General features: G+C 60.7%; 17 protein-coding genes and 1 riboswitch. Of the genes, 15 read left to right on the top strand and 2 right to left on the bottom strand.

The features are described 5' to 3' along the window. The first annotated feature begins 158 nt into the window (after nt 1-158). From AC07UI_RS22205 to AC07UI_RS22185, 5 genes are read left to right on the top strand one after another with little or no spacing between them, the layout of a single operon-like run. Complete coding sequence (locus AC07UI_RS22205) at nt 159-1,451, top strand: OprD family porin (RefSeq protein ID WP_494994530.1); 1,293 nt, start codon at nt 159-161, stop codon at nt 1,449-1,451. A gap of 29 nt (nt 1,452-1,480) precedes the next feature. Next, nucleotides 1,481-2,470: a Bug family tripartite tricarboxylate transporter substrate binding protein gene (locus AC07UI_RS22200; protein WP_494994671.1), complete on the top strand. Its 990-nt coding sequence runs from the start codon at nt 1,481-1,483 to the stop codon at nt 2,468-2,470. Between the two features lie 58 nt (nt 2,471-2,528). Then, nucleotides 2,529-2,987: a tripartite tricarboxylate transporter TctB family protein gene (locus tag AC07UI_RS22195; protein ID WP_494994529.1), complete on the top strand. Its 459-nt coding sequence runs from the start codon at nt 2,529-2,531 to the stop codon at nt 2,985-2,987. Between the two features lies 1 nt (nt 2,988). Next, entirely contained in the window at nt 2,989-4,503 is a 1,515-nt protein-coding gene (locus tag AC07UI_RS22190; protein WP_494994528.1) for a tripartite tricarboxylate transporter permease, read from the top strand. Beyond that, nucleotides 4,496-5,533 (top strand): AbrB family transcriptional regulator, encoded by a 1,038-nt coding sequence (locus AC07UI_RS22185; protein WP_494994527.1) that lies wholly within the window; start codon nt 4,496-4,498, stop codon nt 5,531-5,533. The genes AC07UI_RS22190 and AC07UI_RS22185 overlap by 8 nt, the downstream gene beginning before the upstream one ends. A gap of 501 nt (nt 5,534-6,034) precedes the next feature. Here AC07UI_RS22185 and ung read toward each other — a convergent pair. Continuing rightward, nucleotides 6,035-6,727 (bottom strand): uracil-DNA glycosylase, encoded by a 693-nt coding sequence (gene ung / locus AC07UI_RS22180; protein ID WP_494994526.1) that lies wholly within the window; start codon nt 6,725-6,727, stop codon nt 6,035-6,037. Nucleotides 6,728-6,858: 131 nt separating this feature from the next. Here ung and dspII point away from each other — a divergent pair, with 131 nt between their 5' ends. Further along, on the top strand, nt 6,859-7,971 hold the full coding sequence (dspII, locus tag AC07UI_RS22175; RefSeq protein WP_494994525.1) for an enoyl-CoA hydratase/isomerase DspII: 1,113 nt from the start codon (nt 6,859-6,861) through the stop codon (nt 7,969-7,971). Between the two features lie 52 nt (nt 7,972-8,023). On the opposite strand, the gene AC07UI_RS22170 is transcribed toward dspII, so the two are convergent. Next, the gene (locus AC07UI_RS22170) at nt 8,024-8,425 is read right to left on the bottom strand and encodes a hypothetical protein (RefSeq protein ID WP_494994524.1); all 402 of its coding nucleotides are present in this window, start codon (nt 8,423-8,425) and stop codon (nt 8,024-8,026) included. Nucleotides 8,426-8,739: 314 nt separating this feature from the next. Next, nucleotides 8,740-8,840: riboswitch (guanidine-I (ykkC/yxkD leader) on the top strand. A 60-nt stretch (nt 8,841-8,900) separates the two neighbouring features. Here AC07UI_RS22170 and AC07UI_RS22165 point away from each other — a divergent pair. From AC07UI_RS22165 to AC07UI_RS22125, 9 genes are all read left to right on the top strand, one after another. Beyond that, nucleotides 8,901-9,968, top strand: coding sequence for a putative urea ABC transporter substrate-binding protein (locus tag AC07UI_RS22165; RefSeq protein WP_494994523.1), 1,068 nt, complete (start codon nt 8,901-8,903; stop codon nt 9,966-9,968). A 31-nt stretch (nt 9,969-9,999) separates the two neighbouring features. Continuing rightward, the gene (locus tag AC07UI_RS22160; RefSeq protein WP_494994522.1) at nt 10,000-10,815 is read left to right on the top strand and encodes an ABC transporter permease; all 816 of its coding nucleotides are present in this window, start codon (nt 10,000-10,002) and stop codon (nt 10,813-10,815) included. 19 nt (nt 10,816-10,834) lie between these two features. Beyond that, the gene (locus AC07UI_RS22155; RefSeq protein WP_494994521.1) at nt 10,835-11,623 is read left to right on the top strand and encodes an ABC transporter ATP-binding protein; all 789 of its coding nucleotides are present in this window, start codon (nt 10,835-10,837) and stop codon (nt 11,621-11,623) included. Nucleotides 11,624-11,635: 12 nt separating this feature from the next. Continuing rightward, entirely contained in the window at nt 11,636-12,361 is a 726-nt protein-coding gene (locus AC07UI_RS22150) for an urea amidolyase associated protein UAAP1 (protein WP_494994520.1), read from the top strand. A 10-nt stretch (nt 12,362-12,371) separates the two neighbouring features. Then, nucleotides 12,372-13,013: an urea amidolyase associated protein UAAP2 gene (locus tag AC07UI_RS22145; protein WP_494994519.1), complete on the top strand. Its 642-nt coding sequence runs from the start codon at nt 12,372-12,374 to the stop codon at nt 13,011-13,013. Nucleotides 13,014-13,212: 199 nt separating this feature from the next. Further along, nucleotides 13,213-16,845, top strand: coding sequence for an urea carboxylase (gene uca / locus AC07UI_RS22140; protein WP_494994518.1), 3,633 nt, complete (start codon nt 13,213-13,215; stop codon nt 16,843-16,845). Nucleotides 16,846-16,874: 29 nt separating this feature from the next. Then, complete coding sequence (gene atzF, locus AC07UI_RS22135) at nt 16,875-18,653, top strand: allophanate hydrolase (protein WP_494994517.1); 1,779 nt, start codon at nt 16,875-16,877, stop codon at nt 18,651-18,653. A 140-nt stretch (nt 18,654-18,793) separates the two neighbouring features. Then, nucleotides 18,794-20,281 carry a sensor domain-containing diguanylate cyclase gene (locus tag AC07UI_RS22130; RefSeq protein WP_494994516.1) on the top strand — a complete coding sequence of 496 codons (1,488 nt, stop codon included), beginning with the start codon at nt 18,794-18,796 and terminating at the stop codon, nt 20,279-20,281. Continuing rightward, nucleotides 20,274-20,492 carry a cysteine-rich CWC family protein gene (locus tag AC07UI_RS22125; protein ID WP_494994515.1) on the top strand — a complete coding sequence of 73 codons (219 nt, stop codon included), beginning with the start codon at nt 20,274-20,276 and terminating at the stop codon, nt 20,490-20,492. Before AC07UI_RS22130 ends, AC07UI_RS22125 begins: the two co-directional genes overlap by 8 nt. Nucleotides 20,493-20,507: the final 15 nt, after the last annotated feature.

The raw sequence follows: 20,507 nt of genomic DNA, 5'->3' as shown, positions 1-20,507 counted from the left end.
AAGCCTGAAAACAGTGAAAGTCTGCTGAAAGGTTAGCGAAAGGTAGGCCCGTTAGAGTCCAGCCGCGGACAGTTTCGACTGCCGTGACTATTGAAGATCAGTTAGAAAAACGCCACGAAGCGTTTTCGCCAATAAGAACAATAACGGAGTACTTCACAATGCTGTCCATGCAGCCTCAGGCTCGTCCGCCTGCTCGTTTTTCCCGCTTTGGCCAGACCGCCCTTGCCAGTGCCGCCGCCCTCGCCGGCTTTTCTCCGTTAAGCCAGGCAGCCTTCTTCGAAGACAGTAGCGCCACGTTCGAAACCCGCAATATGTATTTCAACCGCGACTTTCGCGATGGCACCAGCGCCCAGCAATCCAAGCGTGACGAATGGGCTCAGGGCTTCATGCTCAACCTGCAATCGGGTTACACCGAAGGCACCGTAGGTTTCGGTGTCGACGCACTGGGCATGCTCGGGGTCAAACTCGACTCCAGCCCCGACCGCACCGGCACCGGCCTGTTGCCAATCCATGATGATGGGCGTGCCGCAAACGAGTACTCCAAACTCGGCCTGACCGGCAAGGTGAAGATCTCCGCCACCGAACTCAAGATCGGCAGCCTGATCCCGGAACTGCCGATCCTCAAGCCCAACGACGGGCGCATCCTGCCGCAGACCTTCGAGGGCGGCCTGCTGACCTCCAGGGAAATCAAGAACCTGACCTTCACCGGCGGACGTCTGGACAAGGCCAAGGATCGCGATGACACCAACTTCGAGGACATCGCCCTCAACAACAAGAACAGCCGCTTTGTGTCGGGTGCCACTGGCAAGCATTTCGACTTCGGCGGTGTAGATTACAAGTTCACCGACAAAATCACCGGCAGCTACCACTACGCCCAACTTGATGACGTGTACAAGCAGCACTTCGTCGGCGTGGTCGCGTCGCAACCGTTCGGCCCCGGCACTTTCGCCACCGACCTGCGTCTGGCCATCAGTGATGACCAGGGCGCAGCCCGTGGCGGCAAGATCGACAATAAATCCCTCAACGGTCTGGTCAGCTATGCCTTGAACGGGCATAAACTCAGTGCCGGCTATCAGCACATGTCCGGCGATAGTGCCTTTCCCTATGTCGATGGCAGTGATCCGTACCTGGTCAACTTCGTCCAGATCAACGACTTTGCCGGCGCCGAAGAACGCTCATGGCAGGCCCGCTACGACTTTGACTTCGCCAGGCTGGGCATTCCCGGCCTGAGTTTCATGAGCCGTTACATCAGCGGTGACAACATCAAGTTGAAAAACGGCGAGACTGGTAAAGAGTGGGAACGCAACAGCGAGATCAGATACGTCGTGCAAAGCGGCACCTTGAAAAACGTTGCCGTGCGCCTGCGCAACGCCACTTACCGTTCCAACTACTCTGCCCGCGATGCCGATGAAGTGCGTTTGCTGGTGAGCTACAGCGTTGATCTTTGGTAATCGCCTCATCCAATAACAACAATAGGGAGATCCACATGAACTTATCACTGCGTCGCTTCGCCCTGGCCGCCAGTTGCATGCTCTTTGCCGGCCAATTGCTCGCGGCTACAGAGCCAAAACGCCCGGAATGTATCGCACCGGCCTCGCCGGGCGGTGGTTTCGACCTGACCTGCAAACTGGCGCAAAGCGCGCTGGTCAACGAAAAACTGCTGAGCAAACCAATGCGTGTGACCTACATGCCTGGCGGTGTTGGCGCAGTGGCTTACAACGCGGTGGTCGCTCAGCGTCCGGCCGACGCCGGTACGCTGGTCGCCTGGTCCAGCGGTTCGTTGCTGAACCTGGCCCAAGGCAAGTTCGGACGTTTCGATGAAACCGCCGTGCGTTGGCTGGCAGCGGTTGGCACCAGCTACGGTGCTATCGCAGTGAAAAGTGACTCGCCCTACAAGAACCTCGACGATCTGGTCCAGGCGCTGAAGAAAGATCCGAGCAAAGTGGTGATCGGTTCCGGCGGCACCGTCGGCAGCCAGGACTGGATGCAGACAGCACTGATCGCCAAGGCCGCCGGGATCAACCCGCGTGACCTGCGTTATGTCGCCCTCGAAGGCGGCGGTGAAATCGCCACCGCCCTGCTTGGCGGCCACATCCAGGTCGGCAGCACCGACATCTCCGACTCCATGCCGCACATCCTGAGCGGTGACATGCGCCTGCTGGCGGTTTTCGCCGAGAACCGCCTGGACGAGCCGGAAATGAAAAACATTCCGACCGCCAAGGAACAGGGCTATGACATCGTCTGGCCGGTGGTACGTGGTTTCTATCTCGGGCCAAAAGTCAGCGACGAAGACTATGCCTGGTGGAAAAACGCCTTCGACAAACTCCTGGCCTCGGAAGACTTCGCCAAGCTGCGAGATCAGCGTGAGCTGTTCCCGTTCGCCATGACCGGTCCGGAGCTGGACGCCTACGTGAAGAAGCAAGTCGCCGACTACAAGGTGCTTGCCAAAGAGTTCGGTTTGATCCAGTGATCGCCTCTGTCTAGCGGTTGCGCCCTTGCGCATCAGGGGCGTGACCCAGGAGTTCCTCATGCTCTTACAACGCATTTTCGCGTCCGCACTGCTATTGGTCTGTATTGGCCTGGCACTGATGGCGTGGCCGTATCAGGCCGCCTTTTCCTACGAACCTGTCGGGCCTCGAGCCTTTCCGCTGCTGATGCTCGGCCTGATGGGGCTGGCTCTGCTTTACCTGTTTTTTCGCCCGACGCCGATCGTGCACAGCGACGACGAACCGCAACTTGACCGCGAAACCCTGACCAAGATCGGCATCTGCGTAGTGCTGTTGCTGGTATTCGCCGGGACCTTCGAACCGCTCGGATTCGTTGTTTCCAGCATCCTGGTCGGCATTCCAATGGCCCGTCTCTATGGCGGACGCTGGTTACCCAGCATGGTGATCATCAGCCTGATGAGTATCGGTCTGTACCTGCTGTTCGACCGGGTGATGGACGTGCCATTGCCTTTGGGCCTGCTCGACGTTCTGGAGAATTGATATGGATACTCTGAATTATCTTGGCCAGGGCTTCGGCGTTGCGTTGACACCCTACAACCTGGTGACCGCGTTGAGCGGCACCCTGATCGGTACCGTGGTCGGTCTGCTGCCGGGCCTGGGTCCGATCAACGGCGTGGCGCTGTTGATCCCGATTGCCTTCGCTCTCGGTCTACCGCCGGAATCGGCTTTGATCCTGTTGGCAGCGGTTTATCTGGGCTGCGAATATGGCGGCCGCATCAGCTCGATCCTGCTGAACATCCCGGGCGAAGCTTCCACCGTGATGACCACGCTCGACGGCTACCCGATGGCCCGTCAGGGCTTGGCGGGCGTGGCGCTTTCCTTGTCGGCGTGGAGCTCGTTCATCGGTGCCTTTATTGCCACCTGCGGCATGGTGTTGTTTGCGCCGCTACTGGCGAAGTGGGCAATTGCCTTCGGCCCGGCGGAATACTTTGTGCTGATGGTTTTCGCCATAGTCTGCCTCGGCGGCATGGCCGGTGATCGACCACTCAAGACCTTCATCGCGGCGCTGATCGGTTTGTTCCTGTCGAGTGTCGGTATCGATGCCAACAGCGGCGTGTACCGCTTCACCGGTGACAACATCCACCTCACCGACGGCATTCAGTTCGTCGTGCTGGTGCTGGGCCTTTTCTCCATCAGTGAAATCCTCTTGCTGCTGGAAAAAACCCATCGCGGCCAGGAAGCGGTGAAGGCTACTGGCCGGATGATGTTCAACTTCAAGGAAGCGGCGTCGGTATTCACGGTGAATATCCGTTGCGGTGTGCTGGGTTTCATCATGGGTGTGTTACCGGGTGCCGGTGCAACCCTGGCCAGTGCCGTGGCCTACATGACCGAGAAACGCATTGCCGGTACGAGCGGTAAGTTCGGCCAGGGCGACAAGCGTGGCCTTGCGGCGCCTGAAACCGCGATCGGGGGTGCTGCCTGCGGCGCGCTGGTGCCGATGCTGACTCTGGGTGTACCAGGCTCAGGCACCACTGCGGTGATGATCGGCGCGCTATCGCTGTACAACATCACCCCCGGCCCGCTGCTGTTCCAACAGCAGCCGGACATTGTCTGGGGCCTGATCGCCTCGTTGTTCGTCGCCAACGTCATGCTGGTGATCCTCAACATCCCGATGATCCGCATCTTCACCCGCATCCTCGCCGTGCCGAACTGGGCGCTGGTGCCGGTGATCGCCATCATCACCGGGATCGGCGTCTATGCAGTACACGCCACGACCTTCGATCTGTTCCTGATGATCGGCATCGGCATCTTCGGCTACATCCTGCGCAAGCTCGACTTCCCGCTGTCGCCGGTACTGCTGGGTTTTATCCTCGGCGGCCTGATGGAGCAGAACCTGCGTCGTGCGTTGTCGATTTCCAACGGCGCACTGGAAATCCTCTGGTCGAGCCCGATCACCTTCGGCGTCTGGGTTCTGACTGCAATCATGCTGCTGATGCCGATCCTGCGGATCTGGCGCAAACGTTCCGTGCAGCGTCGTGCCCTGGCCGATGCCTGAGACCTCCTTCAAAAACTGGTGGGGAACACCGCTGGCCGGTTTGCTTGGCGGTTACCTCGCCAGCCAGATCGGTTGGCCGCTGCCCTGGATGGTCGGCTCATTACTGGCGATCATCCTGGTGCGCTGCCTGACACCCTGGCAACTGGCGGAAATCCCGGGTGGGCGTAAATGCGGCCAGTGGATCGTTGGCATCGGCATCGGCCTGCACTTCACCCCGGTGGTGATCGAGCAGGTCATGAGCCACTTCGGTTTGATCTTCTTCGGTGCCTTGGTCACCAGCCTGTCCAGTGTGGTCGGGGTCTGGTTGCTGCGGCGTACCGGCGAAGATCGCGCCACCGCGTTTTTCTCCAGCATGCCCGGCGGTTCCGGTGAGATGGTCAATCTCGGCGCGCGTAATGGCGCGGTGCTCAGTCGCGTTGCGGCCGGGCAGAGTTTGCGGGTGCTGGTGGTGGTGCTATGTGTACCGGCAGCGTTCAAGTATTTGTTGGGAGAAGGTGCGCCGGTGCTTCATCCGACGGCAGTCGATTGGCGCTGGCTGGCGGTGCTGTTTCCGGCGGGCGCCCTGCTCGCCTGGCTCTGGCAGCGTTTGCGCCAACCTAACCCCTGGTTGTTCGGACCGTTGCTGGTGAGTGCGGCGGTGAGCATCGCCTGGGATGTGCACATCGGTTTGCCCAAGGGTGGCAGCCAGATCGGCCAGTGGTTGATCGGCAGCGGTTTGGGCTGTCACTTCAACCGGCAATTCTTCCGCCGGGCACCGTCGTTCATGGGCCGGACGTTGATCGCAACGGGCTTGACCATGTTGATCGCCGCACTCGCGGCCCTGGGCCTTAGCGCGGTGACGAATCTGGATCTGCGTTCGCTTACCTTGGGCATGATGCCCGGCGGCATCGCTGAAATGAGCCTGACTGCCGAAACCCTGCAACTGTCGGTGCCTCTGGTGACGGCGATGCAGGTGATGCGGTTGCTGTTTGTGTTGTTTCTGGCTGAACCGTTGTTTCGGTATTGGGATAAGTTGCCGCACAAGGCCTGACATTTGATCGTTCCCACGCTCCCGCGTGGGAATGCAGCCCGTGACGCTGCGCGTCACTGCCAAAGCGGACGCAGAGCGTCCATTGAGGCATTCCCACGCGTGAGCGTGGGAACGATCCACACTTAATGCTGCCGCGACGGACGGTCAGAGATCTCGTCGACTGCTAGTCCGTCTTCGCGGGCGAGTCTGACTCTGATCGTTCCCACGCTCCCGCGTGGGAATGCAGCCCGTGACGCTCCGCGTCACTGCCGAAGCGGACGCAGAGCGTCCAACGAGGCATTCCCACGCAGAGCGTGGGAACGATCCACACTTAATGCTGCCGCGACGGACGGTCAGAGATCTCGTCGACTGCTAGTCCGTTTTCGCGGGCGAGTCTGACTCTGATCGTTCCCACGCTCCCGCGTGGGAATGCAGCCCGCGACGCTGCGCGTCACATTCAAGAGCGGACGCAGAGCGTCCATAGAGGCGTTCCCACGCAGAGCGTGGGAACGATCATGGTTACTAGACCGGCGGCAATCGCCACTCGATCGGCGTCTGGCCATTCTGCTCAAGAAACTTGTTGGCCCGGCTGAAGTGCCCGCAACCAAAGAACCCGCGATAAGCGGATAGCGGAGACGGATGCACTGAAGTCAGCACCAGGTGTTTGGTCGCGTCGATCAGTTTCTGCTTGCTCTGGGCATGCGCGCCCCACAGCAGGAACACCAGATGCGGCTGGTGTTCGCTGACGATCTCGATAACCCGGTCAGTAAAGAACTGCCAGCCCTTGCCCGCATGGGAGTTGGCGTTGGCGCGCTCGACGGTCATGGTGGTGTTGAGCATCAGCACGCCCTGCTCGGCCCAGCTTTGCAGGCAACCGTGAGCGGGAATGTCGATGTTCAGGTCACGCTTGAGCTCTTTATAGATGTTTACCAGCGACGGCGGTGCCGGCACACCCGGTTGCACCGAGAAGCATAAGCCGTGAGCCTGTCCCGGGCCGTGATACGGATCCTGACCGAGGATCACCACCTTGACCTTGTCCAGAGGGGTCAGGTTCAGCGCATTGAAAATCATTGACCCTGGCGGATAGATTTCCTTGCCGCTGGCGTATTCCTGACGCAGGAATTCGCGCAGCTCGGCCATATACGGCTGGTCGAACTCCGCACGCAGTGCCTCCTTCCAGCTCGGTTCGAGTTTGATACGGTCGTCAGAATTCATCGCTTGGTCCAGAAAAAACTATCGGCGCACCCTAAGAAAGCCCGTGCCCCTTGTCAATTGATCTGACGCAGAACCGGCACTTTCCCGTATAGCGATCATACTGAACGCTCAATTCAGTCATCGAGGTCAAAATGAATCTGCACTTCGAAGAACTCACGGGCACCGACGGCGCGCGCATTGGCATCGCCAGCCTGGATGCCGAAAAGTCCCTGAACGCCCTCTCCCTGCCGATGATCCACGTCTTGAGCGAACGCCTGGACGTCTGGGCCAAAGACCCGCAGATCGTTTGTGTGCTGTTGCGCGGCAACGGCACCAAAGCTTTTTGCGCGGGTGGTGAGGTCCTTAACCTGGTTGAGGCCTGTCGTGCTCATCCGGGTGAAGTTCCGCCCTTGGCTGCGCACTTCTTTTCGGCAGAATACCGCCTCGACTACCGCCTGCACACCTACCCCAAACCACTGATCTGCTGGGGTCACGGCTATGTGCTTGGAGGTGGCTTGGGGCTATTGCAAGGCGCGAGTATTCGCATCGTCACCCCCAGCAGCCGGCTGGCCATGCCGGAAATCAGCATCGGCTTGTACCCGGATGTTGGCGCCAGTTGGTTCCTTTCGCGCCTGCCAGGCAAACTCGGGTTGTTCCTGGGATTGACCGGTGCCCATATGAATGGCCGCGATGCGATCGATCTGGACCTGGCCGACCGCTTTCTGTTGGATGAACAGCAAGAGGAGTTGATCGAAGGGCTGTTGCAACTGAACTGGCAGGAACAGACGCCGATGCAGCTCAACAGCCTGCTCAAGGCCTTGCAGCAGGAAGCCATCGGGCAATTACCGCCAGCACAGTGGCTGCCGCGGCGTGAACAGATCGATGAATGTCTGGATGTCAGCGAGGTGCGCTGTGCCTGGCGTGCAATCAGCCTGCTGCGCGATCACAACGACGTTCTGCTCAGTCGCGCGGCGAAAACCATGAGCGAGGGCTGCCCGCTGACCGCGCATCTGGTCTGGGAGCAGATTATCCGTGCCCGCCACCTGTCACTGGCCCAGGTGTTCGAGATGGAATACACCTTGAGTCTGAACTGCTGTCGTCATCCGGAATTCAGTGAAGGGGTGCGCGCACGGTTGATCGACAAGGACCAAAAGCCCCATTGGCATTGGCCCGATATCAATGCAATTCCTGACGCGGTGGTCGAAGCGCATTTTCACAAGGTTTGGGAGGGTCGACATCCGCTCGCGGACTTGTCCGACTACTGAAATCCCGGACAAAAAAAGCGGCGCTTGATGCGCCGCTCGGTAACAGTCGTGCTTAGCGGTTCCAGTCGCGGTTCCAGTCACCTCTGTGGCCGCGGTCTCCGTGATCACGGTCGCCGTGACGGTTGTCGTCATGACGTTCCTCATGACGTTCCTCATGACGACTCTCACGACGCTCATCATGGCGATCATGGAAATCCCAACCGCGGTTTGGAAAAGACCGGTACACCACGCGTGGAGCCTCTTGGTAATACCGTGGCGCCGGGTAGTAACGCGGCGACGGTGCATAGTAACGGCTGCGGTCCTGATAGTAGTAGGACCCGCCGCCGTTGTAATAAGCCGGGGCAGGCGCGGTATAGACCTCGGAACGGTAGTAGCTCGATTCCCCATCGTAGTAGGGCACACATGCAGAAAGAGACAAACCCAGTAAAGCAATCAGAATAAGTCGTCGATACATGGCGGCCTCCTGGACCGCGGAAGTGCACACACCAGCGTCGCTGGTCGGCGGCAGTCAACAATCAGCTGACTGACGAAACATCTGACAGCAAAAAAGGAATCCGGTGCGATTCAGCAATACATTTATATAGGTGGTGCACGGCCATGATTGCCCTATCCCGGTGCGAACAAGCACCACAACACAGCAGGATTACCTGCGCCCATCCTCCGATCTTTGAGCCAGGCCCTCTGGATCAACGCTCGACAACACTTGGCACGCCTCTCGCTTAGTCAACTGCGTGCAGGAGTCATCACAGGTTCGCGGCACCACAATTTGCAATGGCTGACTAGGGTTCCGGCTCGCTTGGGCGAGTGACTGGTCCGAGAGTCGGCGACCTCCAGTTGAGGTTACACGGCGGGATAAAAGCCCGGGAGACAAGCCACCGTTCGCGGTGCCGCGTGCTCCTGTGCGCCCTTGATCAACTGGAGAACCACTCATGTCCCAACTTCGTTTACCCGCCCTGCTCGCCGCCGCTTTCGCGGCCCTCGTGAGCTTCTCGTCCCAGGCCGCACAGAAAGACCACTTCAGCGTCTGCTGGACCATCTACGCCGGCTGGATGCCCTGGGAATACGCAGGCACCCAAGGCATCGTCGACAAGTGGGCGAAAAAGTACGGCATCAAAATCGATGTGGTGCAGCTCAATGACTATGTCGAATCGATCAACCAGTACACCGCCGGCCAGTTCGATGGCTGCAGCATGACCAACATGGACGCCTTGACCATTCCCGCCGCTGGTGGCGTGGAAAGCACCGCGCTGATCGTCAGCGACTTTTCCAATGGTAATGACGGCATCGTAGTCAAAGGAGAAGGCAAGACTGTCGCCGACCTTAAAGGAATGAGCGTCAATCTGGTGGAGCTGTCGGTCTCTCACTACCTGTTGGCGCGCGCGCTGGACTCGGTCGATCTCACCGAGAAAGACCTGAAGGTAGTCAACACTTCCGACGCCGACATCTCCGCCGCCTTCAATACCGATCAAGTACACGCCGTCACTACCTGGAACCCGATGCTGTCGGACATCAAAGCCAAGCCTGGCGTCACCCAGGTGTTCGACTCGAGCAAGGTACCCGGCGAAATCATGGACATGATGGTCGTCAACACCCAGACCCTGAAGGACAACCCGGCACTGGGCAAGGCACTGACCGGCGCCTGGTTTGAAGTGGTCGCCCTGATGAACGCCAAATCCGCCGCCAGCACTGCAGCGCTGGAACACATGGCCAAAGCGTCGGGCACCGACCTGCCGGGCTTCCAGTCGCAACTGGACACCACCAAGTTGTTTTCCACCCCTAAAGAAGCACTCGATTTCGCTACCAGCGCGCAACTGCCGAACACCATGCGCAAGGTCGCCGAGTTCTCCTTCCAGCACGGGCTTCTCGGTGAAGGCGCCAAGGACACCAGCGCTGTCGGCATGTCCTTCGCCAACGGCGTGACCAGCGGTGACAAGGCCAACCTCAAGCTGCACTTCGACCCGAGCTACGTGCAACTGGCCGCCGACTCCAAGCTGTGAGCCACGTTGTCAGTAACCGGAGAACATGGCCATGCGCCTGATCAATCGCCACCCGGATAACCCGAGTCGCCTGTTGCTGGTCATCCTGCCGTTCGCCTTGGTGCTGTTCGCCTATTTCACGGGCTCGGCCGAGCGGCTGACGGACAACCCCAACGACAAGCTGCTACCCAGCGCCGGGCAAATGGCCGACGCGGTGAAACGCCTGGCCTTCACCGCCGACCCGCGCAGCGGCGACTACCTGCTGTGGCAGGACACCGGTGCCAGCCTCCAGCGGCTGGCCATTGGCCTGGGCATCAGCGCTCTGGCGGGCCTGTGCCTGGGCATCGCCGCCGGCACGCTGCCGTTGTTCGGCGCGCCGTTGTCGCCCTTGTTGACGGTGTTGTCGATGGTGCCGCCGCTGGCGATCCTGCCGATTCTGTTCATCGTTTTTGGTCTGGGCGAGTTATCGAAAGTGATGCTGATCGTGATCGGCATCACCCCGTGCCTGGCCCGCGATCTGGAACAGCGCGCCCGGGAAATCCCCGTCGAGCTACTGATCAAGGCCCAGACGCTCGGTGCTTCGACCTGGACCGTGATTCTGCGGGTAGTCCTGCCGCAACTGCTGCCACGCTTGCTGATCTCGCTTCGACTGATGCTCGGTTCGGCGTGGCTGTTTTTGATCGCCGCTGAAGCGATCGCCTCCACCGACGGCTTGGGCTACCGGATTTTTCTGGTGCGCCGCTACCTGGCGATGGATGTGATCCTGCCGTACGTGGTGTGGATCACCCTGCTCGCCTGGCTGATGGATTGGGGACTCAAACGCCTGACCCAGCGGGCTTTCCCCTGGTACGAAGGAGCACGGATATGAGCTACGAAGGAGCGCGGACATGAGCTTCATCACGGTGAACAATGTCTGGCAGCAATACGCTGATCAGGTGGTGCTCGAAAGGCTCAACCTCAGCGTCAACGAGGGTGAGTTCTGCACCCTGGTAGGTGCTTCGGGATGCGGCAAATCGACCTTTCTGCGATTGCTGCTGGGGCAGGAAACAGCCAGTCGCGGAGAAATCCTGTTGGACGGCAAGATGCTGGCCAGCGAACCGGATGCCAGCCGTGGCGTGGTGTTTCAGCGTTACTCGGTGTTCGCGCATTTGTCGGTGCTGGACAACGTCGTCCTTGGCCTGGAACTGCCACGCTCGCCACTGATCGGGCGCTTGTTTGGCCATGCCAAGCGCGAGGCGCGGGAGCAAGCAGGCGCATTGCTGAAAAAAGTCGGCCTCGGTCATGCCCTGGACAAGTACCCGGCGCAGCTCTCCGGCGGTATGCAGCAACGGCTGGCCATCGCCCAGGCGCTGATCATGAAACCTCGCGTATTGCTGCTCGACGAACCCTTCGGCGCCCTCGATCCGGGCATTCGCAAAGACATGCACAGCCTGTTGCTGGACCTGTGGCGCGAGACGCAACTGACGGTATTCATGGTCACCCATGACCTGTCCGAAGGCTTCAGCCTCGGCACCCGCTTGCTGGTGTTCGACAAGGTTCGCCTCGACCCGCACGCCCCCGGTGCCTATGGCGCACGCATCACCTACGACATCCCTTTGAACAGCGACCGCCGCGCCAACAGCAAAGCCGTCGACGCCCTGCCGGCAGCACTGGCGGGCACGCTTCGCATCGCTTAGAGGTTTTTTCACATGACTGATTCGACTCAACTGTTCCCCCCCTTCGCCGAAGAAATGCTCCCCGGTGGCGGTCATCGTTCCTTTGTCCTCAAACGCGGCCAACTGCTGCGCCTGACCGATATTCGCGGTGGCGCCAATGTCAGTCTGACCCTGCTCAACGCCAACGAGAAAACCGAACGGCTGAACCTGCCGGACAGCCTCAAATGCCAACACACCGCCAGGCTCACCGTCGGCCATTGCCTGTACTCGGACATGGGCCGCGTTCTGGCGGCGATCACCGCCGACACCTGCGGCTGGAGCGATAGCATCGGCGGCGTGCTCTGCGCGCACGAGGTGGCGGAAAAATACGGCCAGGGCCGCTTTCAGGAACTGCGCAACGGTTTCTACCGCAACGGTACCGACAACCTGTTGGTGGAACTGGGCAAATGGGGGCTGGGCCTGTCCGACCTGCTGATGACCCTCAACCTGTTCAGCAAAGTCAGCGTCGATGCCGACGGACGTTTGCACTTCATCGAAGGTAACTCCAAGGCCGGTGACTACATCGAGCTTTACGCGCCGATGGACACCTTGGTGGTGCTCACTGCTCTGCAACACCCCATGGATCCCAACCCGGAATACGCCCCCAAGCCGCTCAAGCTGAGCTGGATGACCGCCGACGCCAGCGTCGCCAAGCATTGCCGCACCTCGCGTCCCGAGAACGAGCGCGGCTTCATTAACACCGACCGTCTGTTCGCCTGAGGATCGCGCCATGTCTTTAGCAATCGCCCCTGCCACCAGGCATCCTGAAACCGCGGTGTACCGTGCCACCATTCCGTCCGGCGAGCCGTGGCTGATGGAGGTCAAGGCCGGACAGACCTTGCGCATCCTCGATCTGGAAGGCAATCAAGCCGTCGACACTTTGTTCTACAGCCTGAAAAACCCCAGGGAACGCTATGACGTGCAGCGCACCTTGCGCCGACAAAACAGCGTCTACCTGAGCACCGGCAGCGTGCTCTTTTCCAACCTGGGCCAGCCGATGCTGACCATCGTCGAAGACACCTGCGGACGCCACGATACCCTTGGCGGCGCCTGCGCCCAAGAGAGCAACAGCGTGCGATACGCGTTAGAGAAACGCTACATGCACAGCTGCCGCGACAACTACCTGCGGGCCTGCGCTCATGACGGGCGCCTGGGCAAAGGCGACATCGGGCCGAACATCAACTTCTTCATGAACGTTCCGGTCACTGCCGACGGTGGCCTGACCTTTGAGGACGGTATTTCCGCCCCCGGAAAATACGTCGACCTGCGGGCCGAAATGGACGTGATCGTGCTGATATCCAACTGCCCGCAACTGAACAACCCGTGCAACGCCTACAACCCCACACCAGCGGAGCTACTGGTATGGAACTGAAATGCGTGCGCCTGCGCCGTTGGTTGTTCGCCCTGTGCCAGAGCCGGTCGGGGCAGTGCATCAGGTAAACACAGGTGATCACCTGGCTAAACCAAATTGATTCTGCCGCCTGGGACGACCCCGGCGCACATCGAAAACTGCGGGACGGCCCGCATCCCAGGTCGGGGCTGAGCTGCCTTCAGCCTCCAGGGGTTTTGTCATGTTCAAAAAACTGTTGATAGCCAACCGTGGCGCCATTGCCTGTCGCATCTTGCGAACCCTGCGTGAATTGCAGGTCAAGGGCGTCACCGTGTATTCCGAAGCCGACGCCGCCAGCCTGCATGTCCTGCATGCCGACGAAGCTCACAGCCTGGGCGAAGGTGCTGCGTCGGCTACCTATCTGGCGGTGGAAAAAATCCTCGCCATCGCCAAAACCAGCGGCGCCACGGCGATTCATCCCGGCTATGGTTTTCTCTCGGAAAACGCCGCGTTCGCCGAGGCCTGTGAAGCGGCCAATATCGCCTTCGTCGGGCCAACGCCAGAACAACTGCGGGTGTTCGGCCTCAAGCACACCGCCCGTGCCCTGGCCAAACAACACGGCGTGCCGATGCTCGAAGGCACCGGGTTGCTGGACAGCCTCGACGCCGCGCTGATCGCAGGTGAGCAGGTCGGTTACCCGGTGATGCTCAAAAGCACCGCCGGCGGTGGCGGCATTGGAATGCGCGTTTGCCGCAGCGCGGCGCAGCTAAGCGAATCCTTCGATGCAGTGAAGCGCCTGGGACAGAACAATTTCAGCGACGCTGCCGTGTTCATCGAGAAGTACATCCAGCGTGCCCGGCACCTTGAAGTTCAGGTGTTCGGTGACGGCCAGGGCGAAGTCATCGCCCTCGGCGTGCGCGATTGCTCGGTGCAGCGGCGCAACCAGAAAGTCCTTGAAGAAACCCCGGCGCCGAACCTGCCCGACGGCATGGCCGAGGAGCTGTGCCTGGCGGCGATCAAACTCGCAAAAGCGGTGAATTACCGCAGCGCCGGTACCGTGGAATTCGTCTTCGACAGCGACGCCCAGCGCTTCTATTTTCTGGAAGTGAACACCCGTTTGCAGGTCGAGCACGGCGTCACTGAACAAGTGTGGGGCGTGGATCTGGTGCGCTGGATGGTGCAACTGGCAGCCGGTGATCTGCCGCCGTTGAGCGAGCTGAGCCGCACCTTGAAAGCCGAAGGTCATGCGATTCAGGCACGGTTGTATGCCGAAGATCCGGGCCGGGATTTCCAGCCCAGTCCTGGCCTGCTGAGCGCCGTGAATTTCCCGGTGGCCGATGGCAAACAGCTCCGCATCGACACCTGGGTCGAGGCCGGTTGCGAGATCCCGCCCTACTTCGATCCGATGATCGCCAAACTCATCAGCTGGGCGCCCAGCCGCGAAGAGGCGCGCGCCGATCTGCATCAAGCCTTGGGCGACAGCCTGCTGTACGGCGTGGAAACCAACCGCGATTACCTGCGGCAGATATTGCTCGATGTACCGTTCGCCAGCGGCCAGCCCTGGACCCGTTGCCTCGAAGGTCTTCTCTACCAGGCCAATACCTTCGAAGTGCTCAGCGCCGGCACCCAGACCAGCGTGCAGGACTACCCCGGTCGCCTCGGTTACTGGGCGGTTGGCGTGCCGCCGTCGGGTCCGATGGACAGCCGCGCTCTGCGCCTGGGCAATCGCTTGCTGGGTAACGAAGAAGGTGTCGCCGCGCTGGAAATCACCATGAGCGGACCGTTGCTGCGCTTCAACTGCGACGCCGTAGTAGCGGTCACTGGCGCTGTCATTGCGCTGACGCTGAACGGCCAACCGGCACCGATGAACACCACCCTTCTGATCCCGGCCGGTGCGACCCTGGGTCTGGGTAGCATCACCGGAGTCGGTGCTCGCAGCTACCTGTGCCTGCGCGGTGGCCTGCAAGTGCCGGACTATCTGGGCAGCAAAAGCACATTCACACTCGGCCAGTTCGGCGGCCACGGCGGTCGTGCCTTGCGGGCCGGGGATGTGCTGCATCTTTGCCCGTTAAGTGACCATGGCGCGGGGGAAAGCCTTGCGGTTGAACAGGTGCTCGAGTTGCCGCCAGTGCGACAAATCCGGGTGATCTACGGCCCCCATGGCGCGCCGGAATATTTCACTGAAGGCTATATCGAGACCTTCTTTGCCACCCAATGGGAGGTCCACTTCAACTCCAGCCGCACCGGCGTACGGCTGATCGGACCCAAGCCCGAATGGGTTCGCGCCGATGGCGGCGAAGCCGGGCTGCACCCCTCGAATATCCATGACAACCCGTACGCGATCGGCGCGGTGGATTTCACCGGTGACATGCCGGTGATCCTCGGTCCCGACGGCCCAAGCCTGGGTGGGTTCGTTTGCCCGGTGACGGTGATCGAGGCGGATCTGTGGCAGTTGGGGCAGTTGAAGGCCGGGGACAAGGTGCAGTTCTTTCCCGTCGGTATCGACACAGCACGAGCCTTGGCTTGTAAACCCTATCTATATGGGAGCGAGCTTGCTCGCGATGAAGTTGACGCGGTGTCTGGTCTGGCCCCATCGCGAGCAAGCCCGCGCCCAGAGGAATTGGTTTCGCCCATCGTTCTGGACCTCGGTCAGGACGACACTCGCTTGATCGCACGGCTGTCCGGCGACACCCATCTGCTATTGGAAATCGGCGCCCCCGAGCTGGATCTGGTGCTGCGCTTCCGTGGTCATGCGCTGATGCAAGCGCTGCAAAGCAAAGCACTGCACGGGGTGATCGACCTGTCCCCGGGCATCCGCTCGCTGCAAGTGCATTACCAACCCGAGCAACTGTCGCTGGCCGATCTGCTCGGCATCGTTGCCGGCGAATGGGATGCGGTGTGCGCCGCCGAAGACCTGCAAGTACCGTCGCGCATCGTCCACCTGCCGTTGTCCTGGAATGACCCGGCCTGCCAGCTGGCCATCGAGAAATACCTGACCACCGTGCGCAAGGATGCGCCCTGGTGCCCAAGCAACCTGGAGTTCATCCGCCGCATCAACGACCTGCCCAATCTCGACGAAGTCCAGCGCACGGTGTTCGATGCCAGCTATCTGGTGATGGGTCTGGGCGACGTCTACCTCGGTGCGCCGGTCGCCACCCCGCTCGATCCACGGCACCGGCTGGTCACCACCAAGTACAACCCGGCACGGACCTGGACCGCCGAAAACTCGGTGGGCATCGGTGGCGCCTACCTGTGCGTGTACGGCATGGAAGGCCCAGGTGGTTATCAGTTCGTCGGTCGCACGTTACAAATGTGGAACCGCTACCGCGAGGTCGCGGCATTCGACGGTAAACCGTGGCTGTTGCGCTTCTTCGACCAGATCCGGTTTTACCCGGTGAGCGCCGATGAGCTGCTGCAGATTCGTCGTGATTTCCCGCTGGGGCGCTTTGAGCTGAGCATTGAACATAGCCAGCTCAGGCTTGCCGACTACCAAGCCTTTCTGGCCAAAGAAGCCGAGAGCATCGCTGCGTTCCGCCAACAGCAACAGAGCGCCTTCAACGCCGAGCGCGAACGCTGGATCGCCAGCGGCCAGGCGCATTTCGACAGCGAGGAGCGGGTACCCGAACAGGCCGAAGATGCGCCACTGGAAACAGGCCAGCAGAGCGTCGACAGCCACATTGCCGGCAACCTCTGGCAGGTTCAGGTAGCAACCGGCAGCCGGGTCGCCGCCGGTGATGTGCTGGTGATTCTGGAGTCGATGAAGATGGAAATCCCGGTGCTCGCGCCCATGGCCGGTGTGGTCCGGGAAATTCGCGTGCAACCCGGTTGCGCGGTGCGCGCCGGGCAGCGGGTCGTGGTGCTGGAACTCGACTGATCTCATTTAAAGAAGGAAGGACTCAAGCCATGACCATCAATCTGCAACTCGATGCTCTGCGTGCGGCCTATCGCGCCGGTAGCACCACGCCTCGGCAGCTGCTGCTGAGCCTGCGGGAAAAAGCCGCGGCGCTGAACCCGGACTATCACCTGTTTATCCACCTGCTCAGCGTCGCTGAACTGGAACCGTACCTCGCCATGCTGGACGGCCGCGACATCGACAGTTTGCCGCTGTACGGCGTGCCGTTCGCGATCAAGGACAACATCGACCTGGCGGGCATTCCCACCACCGCCGCCTGCCCGGCGTTCGCCTATGTTGCGCAGCGCTCGGCAACCATCGTCGAGCAGTTGCTGGCGCTCGGCGCGATCCCGTTGGGCAAGACCAACCTCGACCAATTCGCCACAGGCCTCAACGGCAGCCGCTCGCCCTACGGCGCTTGCCCCAACAGCGTGTTGCCGGAATACCCGTCGGGAGGTTCCAGCGCCGGTTCTTCATTGGCGGTGGCGCTGGGTGTGGCGAGTTTTGCATTGGGTACCGACACGGCGGGTTCCGGTCGAGTACCCGCTGCTTTGAACAACCTGCTTGGGTTGAAAGCCACCAAAGGCTTGATCTCCACTGCAGGTGTAGTCCCGGCCTGCCGCACTCTGGACTGCGTGACGACCTTTACCGCGACGGCTCGTGAAGCCAGCCGGTTGCTGGCCCTGACCGCGCGGCTCGATCCGCGTGACGAGTACAGCCGCTGCAACCCACTGTGGAACGATGGCTCAGCCTTTGGCACTCCGCGACCGTTGCGCTTCGGCGTGCCGCGAGTTGAAGATTTGCAATTCTTCGGCTGCGAGGAAGGTCCCGTACTGTTCGATAACGCCATTGATCGACTCAAACAACTTGGCGGTGAAGCGGTGCAGCTCGACTTGTCACCGTTCCTGGAGGCCGCCCGTTTGCTTTATGAAGGGCCCTGGGTGGCCGAGCGTTACAGCGTGGCCGGCGAGTTGCTGGAACAAAATCCGGAAGCCGTACTGCCGGTGATTCGCGCCGTGCTGGCCAAGGCACCGGCAGTCGACGGCGTGCAAACCTTCCGCGCCCAGTATCGCCTGCAGGCTTTGAAAACCCTGTGCGACAAGGCACTGGAAGACCTCGACTGCGTGCTCACGCCAACCATCGGCCGCCCGGTGACCCTGGCGCAGCTTGCAGCAGAACCGGTACTGCGCAACTCAGAACTCGGTTACTACACCAACTTCATGAACCTGCTGGACTACGCCGCCGTCGCCGTACCCAGCGGTTTCATGAACAACGGCCTGCCGTGGGGCGTGACGCTGTTCGGTCGGGCATTTACCGACCAGTACTTGCTGAGCGTGGCTGATGCGCTGCAACGTCAGCAAGGCTCGACATCCCCGGCCCCTCCCCATCCTGCCCGTAATGACCGCGCCCGGCTGGTGGTTTGCGGCGCACATCTGGATGGGCTGGCGCTGAACTGGCAACTCAAGCAACGGGGTGGCCGTCTGGTTGAAACCACTCAAAGCGCGCCGCATTACCAACTCCACGCACTGGCCGGCGGCCCACCGTTTCGCCCCGCAATGGTCCGCGTTGCGGAAGGCGGCGTGGCGATTGCGGTAGAAGTCTGGGAATTGCCGAGCAGTGAACTGGGTTCGTTTCTGACCGGGATTCCCGCGCCGCTCGGGTTGGGCAAAGTACAGCTTGCGGATGGACGTTGGGAGAGCGGGTTTATTTGTGAACCGTACGGGTTGGAAGGTGCTACGGATATTAGCCACTCAGGGGGTTGGCGGGCGTACCTGCAAAGCCGCAATTGACCCGATCATGAGCCCCCCCACCCTGTAGCAGCTGGCGCAGCCTGCTGCTACAGGGGTTTCAAAAAACCCTACATATTAAGCAGTTATTTCCGCACAGCGCCATTAGAATGCCCCACCCGGTCTCTGCCAACGGAACTGCCATGCCGCTTCGCTCTGCGCTGTTTTCGCAACGCTCGTTGGTACTCACACTCATCGCGCTACTGGGCTGTGGTTTCCTCGCCACCTCATTGCTCAGCTACTACGCCTCACGGGCGTCGATTCGCGACAATATCGTCAATACCGAGCTACCGCTGACATCCGATACGGTCTACTCGGAAATCCAGAAAGACCTGGTCCGGCCGATCCTGATTTCCTCGATGATGGCCCGCGACACCTTCATGCGTGACTGGGTAGTGGCTGGCGAACGCGAGCCTGCGCAAATGACCCGCTACCTCAACGAAGTCATGACTCACTACGACGCCTACACCGCGTTCTTCGTCTCCGACAGCAGCCTGACCTACTACCACGCCAAAGGTGTGCTGAAAAAAATCAGCACCCAAGAGCCCCGTGATGCCTGGTACTTCCGCGTGCGCGACATGGCCGAGCCGTATGAGATCAATGTCGATCCTGACTTGGCCAACCACGACAGCCTGACCTTCTTCATCAACTACAAAGTCTACGATTACAAAGACCAGTTCATCGGCGCCGCCGGCGTCGGTCTGACTGTAGACGCGGTGGTCAAGCTGATCGACAAATACCAGCAGCGTTACCAGCGCAGCGTGTACTTCGTCGACACCTATGGCCGTCTGGTGCTCACCGGTGCCGAGGGTGGGCCCCAAGGTGCGCGGGTCGGGCAGACCCTCAGCGAACTCGACAGCATGAAAGACCTGCTGACCAAACTGCCCAAACCCCACAGCGGCAGTTATGAGTATTCGGCCCAGGGCCAGGGACATTTCCTCAACGTGCGCTTCATCCCGGAGCTGAACTGGTACCTGTTCGTCGATAAACGCGAAGACAGTGCCCTCGGTGAAATCCGCCAGTCGCTGTACCTCAACCTGCTGATCTGCCTGATCATCACGCTGATTATCCTGGCCTTGCTCAACCGCCTGCTGAACCGCTACCAGCGCAAGATCCAAGCCCAGGCTACCCTCGACAGCCTCACCAGCCTGCCGAACCGTCGCGGCTTCGATCTGCTGGCTGTCCAGGCCATGCATGAAGCCCAGCGTGAACCGAAACCGCTGACAGCCTTGCTGCTGGACCTGGACCACTTCAAGCGTTTGAACGACACTTACGGCCACCTCGCCGGTGACCAGGTGCTGAGCGGTTTCGCCCGTGATCTGGTGAGCTGCCTGCGCCAGTCAGACATCGTCTGCCGTTGGGGCGGTGAAGAATTCATCGTGCTGCTCAAAGATACCGACAGCGGCAACGGTCAGATGATCGCCGAGAAAATCCGTCAACAGATCAAGCAACAACGCTATGCCTATGAAGGCCAAGCGCTGCGGATCACCGTCAGCATCGGTCTCTCCACCCTCCAACCCGACGACACGCTGCACAACCTGTTGTCGCGTGCCGACCATGCGATGTACCGTGCGAAACAGACTGGCCGTAATCGAACCTGTGTGGAAAAACCTCTCTCAAGCTATGAATAAACCCAATCTCTGCCCGGCCTGCGGTGCTGGCAACGACTGCACCCTGGCCGATCCGCGCACCGCCGCCCAAGCCTGCTGGTGCTATGGCGTCAGCATCGATCCGGCAGTGCTCCGGGCCCTGCCCGTCGAACTGCGCGACCTATCCTGCCTGTGCCCGCGCTGCGCGCAGGTCGAGGCGCAGCTGCAGGCGGCCACCGGGAAGATCACGTAAGATGCGCGGCCCTTT

The sequence above is a fragment of the Pseudomonas sp. GW821-FHT04C07 genome, from assembly GCF_059420325.1.
Note: the sequence above shows the minus strand (reverse complement) of the source record. Positions and strands in the feature narration are given on the sequence as shown.

Coding starts and splice junctions, on each gene's coding strand:
- AC07UI_RS22205 (WP_494994530.1), top strand. CDS start 159: ATGCTGTCCATGCAGCCTCAGGCTCGTCCGCCTGCTCGTTTTTCCCGC.
- AC07UI_RS22195 (WP_494994529.1), top strand. CDS start 2,529: ATGCTCTTACAACGCATTTTCGCGTCCGCACTGCTATTGGTCTGTATT.
- AC07UI_RS22190 (WP_494994528.1), top strand. CDS start 2,989: ATGGATACTCTGAATTATCTTGGCCAGGGCTTCGGCGTTGCGTTGACA.
- AC07UI_RS22185 (WP_494994527.1), top strand. CDS start 4,496: ATGCCTGAGACCTCCTTCAAAAACTGGTGGGGAACACCGCTGGCCGGT.
- ung (WP_494994526.1), bottom strand. CDS start 6,727: ATGAATTCTGACGACCGTATCAAACTCGAACCGAGCTGGAAGGAGGCA.
- dspII (WP_494994525.1), top strand. CDS start 6,859: ATGAATCTGCACTTCGAAGAACTCACGGGCACCGACGGCGCGCGCATT.
- AC07UI_RS22170 (WP_494994524.1), bottom strand. CDS start 8,425: ATGTATCGACGACTTATTCTGATTGCTTTACTGGGTTTGTCTCTTTCT.
- AC07UI_RS22165 (WP_494994523.1), top strand. CDS start 8,901: ATGTCCCAACTTCGTTTACCCGCCCTGCTCGCCGCCGCTTTCGCGGCC.
- AC07UI_RS22160 (WP_494994522.1), top strand. CDS start 10,000: ATGCGCCTGATCAATCGCCACCCGGATAACCCGAGTCGCCTGTTGCTG.
- AC07UI_RS22155 (WP_494994521.1), top strand. CDS start 10,835: ATGAGCTTCATCACGGTGAACAATGTCTGGCAGCAATACGCTGATCAG.
- AC07UI_RS22150 (WP_494994520.1), top strand. CDS start 11,636: ATGACTGATTCGACTCAACTGTTCCCCCCCTTCGCCGAAGAAATGCTC.
- AC07UI_RS22145 (WP_494994519.1), top strand. CDS start 12,372: ATGTCTTTAGCAATCGCCCCTGCCACCAGGCATCCTGAAACCGCGGTG.
- uca (WP_494994518.1), top strand. CDS start 13,213: ATGTTCAAAAAACTGTTGATAGCCAACCGTGGCGCCATTGCCTGTCGC.
- atzF (WP_494994517.1), top strand. CDS start 16,875: ATGACCATCAATCTGCAACTCGATGCTCTGCGTGCGGCCTATCGCGCC.
- AC07UI_RS22130 (WP_494994516.1), top strand. CDS start 18,794: ATGCCGCTTCGCTCTGCGCTGTTTTCGCAACGCTCGTTGGTACTCACA.
- AC07UI_RS22125 (WP_494994515.1), top strand. CDS start 20,274: ATGAATAAACCCAATCTCTGCCCGGCCTGCGGTGCTGGCAACGACTGC.